We start from the raw sequence: 3,296 nt of genomic DNA, 5'->3' as shown, positions 1-3,296 counted from the left end.
TCGGCCAGCTCCTTGTAGTCCTCCTCAGTGCCGGTCTGGGACCCGACCACCACGACCCGCATGCCCAGATGGCGCAGGGCCTTGATCAGGGAAAAGGCCTTGAAGGAACCGCCGACATACATGGCGACCTTCTTGCCTTCGAGGTCGCGGCGCAGCTCGGCCAATTTGGGCATGAGGATTGAGAGTTCGCGGCGCACCAGTTCCGCGGTCTTGGGGCGGATCTCGGGATCTTTGTCAGCGAAAAAGTCGGCCACCGTGTACAGGGAGTCGGCCATGTCCTCGACGCCAAGATAGGACACGCGCTGGAACGGAATGCCGTATTTTTCCTGCATCATCCTGGCCAGATCCATGGTCGCGCCGGAGCACTGCACCAAATTGAGCGCCGCGCCGTGGCAGCGTCGGATATCGTCCACCCGGCCGTCGCCGGTGATGTTGGCGACGACCTGCACGCCCATCTGCTTGAAATATTCGCGCACGATCCAGGTTTCCCCGGCCAGGTTGAAGTCGCCCAGAATGTTCACGCTGACCGGTGAAATGCCGTCCGTGTCGCCCGTGCCGACCAAGCGGAACATGGCCTTGCACGCGGCGGTATAGCCCTCGCGCTTGTTGCCCTTAAACCCCTCGCTCATGACCGGCAGAACCGGGATGCCCGTGTCGGCGGACACCTTGCGACACACGGCCTCCATGTCGTCGCCGATGAGCCCGACGATGCAGGTCGAGTAGACAAAGGCGGCCTTGGGATTGTGCCGGGCAATGAGTTCACGCAGACAGGCTTCAAGCTTTTTTTCGCCGCCGAAAATGACGTCTTTTTCCTGTAAATCCGTGGAAAAACTTAAGCGGTGCAGTTCCGGCCCCGAGGACATGGAACCCCGGATGTCCCAGGTGTAGGTGGCGCAGCCGATGGGACCGTGCACCAGATGCAGGGCGTCGGCGATGGGGTAAAGCACCACCCGCGAGCCGCAAAACACGCAGGCCCGCTGGCTGACCGCGCCAGCCAGGCTGGGCCGGTTGCAGGCCAGGGCAAACGGTTCCTCGCCGATGCGGTGCACCTGACTTTTTCGTTCTTCAAGAATGGATTGGCTCATGGTGTGCTCCTTTATCTCTATGCAACTGCCGGAGCGGAGAATTCCGCGGCCCGCAGACAAATCAGTTCCGTGCCCCGCCAGCCATGGGCGGTATAAAAATCGAGGGCGCGGGCATTGGCGCGATCGGCCAGAAGCTGCAGCCGGGTCATGCCCTGCCCTGCGGCCCAGCGCATGGCCGCATCCAGAAGCATCGTGCCGATGCCCTGCCCCCGGCTCCCGCGCCGGACCACCAGATCTTCCAGCATCCCCACCAATCCGCCCTGGGCCGTGGAGATGAGCGGCTGAATGGAAACCATGCCCGCCACATCCCCGCTGTCCACGGCCACCAGCACGCAGGCGCCCGGTTGTTCCAGAAGCCGGGCCAGACCCCGGGCCTGTTTTTCCTCGTCGACCTCGAAATCGGCCTCCAGGGAAAACAGTTCACCGAGGAGGCCGGTCATGGCCGGAATGTCCGAAGGTCTGGCGTGGCGAATGATGACGAGCATGGTCCTGTCCCTGGTTACTTCAATTGATACGCGGGGCTGGGCTCGCCCGCTTCGATGCCATCCAGGATGGCGTCAATGGCCTCTTCACTGTTCACGCCCCCGAACCACCAGTTGTCGGGCTGGACAACCATGATCGGGCCTTTTTCGCACAGCTTCATGCACCCCGTGGCCGTGACCAGGATATCCAGGCCACGAGCCAGGATTTCCTCTTCAAGGTACTGCAAAAAACCGTCGGTCTGCTTGAAACAGACACCCTTGGGATCGCCGCCGACCCGAAAACTCTGGCAGACGAGAATCTGTTTTTCCGGAATTGCCATATTTTACTCCATCGTATTGAAATACCATTACTGCTTTGCACCGACATAGAGCTGCCGCACCAGACTGAGCACGAACCCTTCGGCCTCGATGACCGTCAGTCCGTTGGAAGCCAGAAGTTCGAGCGGTTTGCGGCCCACGCTGGCAACCAGCAGGTAGGCGCAATCCGAAAGAATCTCGGCCACGCCTTCCCACCGGGCATTCCCGCCGCCGGGGGCAGGCGCGGGGCGGGTTCCGATCAGTCCGACCAGCCCTGCGTCGCTGCCGTAAATCCGAAATTCCCTGGCCTGCCCGAGATGGGTGTCCACAATCGAGCCCGTGCTGCTGGCCACGGCCACCAGCGGGCGGAGTCCTTGGGGAGGGGTCATGCTCTGCTCCTTAACGGGCGGCGGGTCGCCCCGCCGCTGTCCGATTAGAATACGAGTTCAAACGTCTCCTCCGGATCGTCACGGTCCCGGCGGGACAAAATCAGATCCAGAATTTTGGTCAACAGCGCCAGCCCGCCCTTGTAGCCCGCCGTCGGGAAGTACTGGTGTCCGACCCGGTCCAGGATGGGGAACCCCCAGCGCAGGAACGGGATGTCCTCGTCGCGGGCAATGTACTTGCAGTAGGTGTTGCCGATGATCAGATCCACGGGTTCGTTCTTGATCCACTGGTGCAGCAAAAACATGTCCCCGCCCGCGCGGACGTTGGCCTTGTAGCCCCCGGCGCTTGTGATCTCGTCGATACGTTTTTCGAACTTGGAGCCCGAGGTGCCGGTGACGATGTGGATGGGCTTCATGTCCAGGGAAACCAGGAACTCGGTCATGGAGATGAGCTGATCCGGGTCGCCGACCAGGGCCACTTTCTTGCCGTAAAAATACTGATGCATGTCGGAAATGAGATCCACCAGCTGACCGCGCTCAAAGGCGATGGTGTCCGGCACGCTCACGCCCGCGACCGTGCGCAGGGTGTCGATGAAGCGGTCCGTGGCCTTGAGGCCAAAGGGCATGTCCAGGACCGTGCACGGCACCTTGCATTTGCTGTCCAGCCAGCGCGCCGCGTCGGCCGAACACCATTCGCCCAGGGCCAGGGTGCCGATGGCGTCGCCGCTGGCCACGAGGTCCGCGACAGGCGTGCCGCCGTCCGGGAACATTTTGTACTCGCCGGTCAGACCGGCGTTCAACACGCCGGAGGTGTCCGGAAAAAGGATGATGTTCAGACCCATGAGCCCGGCCAGGCGCTTCACTTCTTCCATGTCCGAGGGTTCGACCCAGCCGGGGATGATGTTGACGCGGCCGTTCTTCTTGCCGGTCGCGATCGCGAAGCCCTTCACCATGCCCTTGACCATGTTCGAAAAGCCGGTGACGTGCGAGCCGACATAGCTCGGCGTGTTGGCGTAGATGACGTGCTTGCCGTCCGGCACCTTGCC

General features: G+C 62.1%; 5 protein-coding genes. All 5 read right to left on the bottom strand.

The window, feature by feature from the left end; all coding sequences use genetic code 11:
• Positions 1 to 1,085, bottom strand: a 1,085-nt coding sequence (locus EOL86_13125) for a nitrogenase iron-molybdenum cofactor biosynthesis protein NifE (protein NCD26516.1), incomplete at its 3' end; no start/stop codon positions are given.
• A gap of 17 nt (positions 1,086 to 1,102) precedes the next feature.
• Positions 1,103 to 1,570 carry a GNAT family N-acetyltransferase gene (locus EOL86_13120; GenBank protein NCD26515.1) on the bottom strand — a complete coding sequence of 156 codons (468 nt, stop codon included), beginning with the start codon at positions 1,568 to 1,570 and terminating at the stop codon, positions 1,103 to 1,105.
• 14 nt (positions 1,571 to 1,584) lie between these two features.
• Complete coding sequence (locus EOL86_13115) at positions 1,585 to 1,887, bottom strand: (2Fe-2S) ferredoxin domain-containing protein (GenBank protein NCD26514.1); 303 nt, start codon at positions 1,885 to 1,887, stop codon at positions 1,585 to 1,587.
• A 27-nt stretch (positions 1,888 to 1,914) separates the two neighbouring features.
• On the bottom strand, positions 1,915 to 2,253 hold the full coding sequence (locus EOL86_13110) for a hypothetical protein (protein ID NCD26513.1): 339 nt from the start codon (positions 2,251 to 2,253) through the stop codon (positions 1,915 to 1,917).
• A gap of 44 nt (positions 2,254 to 2,297) precedes the next feature.
• On the bottom strand, positions 2,298 to 3,296 hold a 999-nt coding region (locus EOL86_13105), incomplete at its 5' end, for a nitrogenase molybdenum-iron protein subunit beta (GenBank protein ID NCD26512.1).

It is taken from the genome of Deltaproteobacteria bacterium (genome assembly GCA_009930495.1).
Lineage (GTDB): Bacteria > Desulfobacterota > Desulfovibrionia > Desulfovibrionales > Desulfomicrobiaceae > Desulfomicrobium.
Note: the sequence above shows the minus strand (reverse complement) of the source record. Positions and strands in the feature narration are given on the sequence as shown.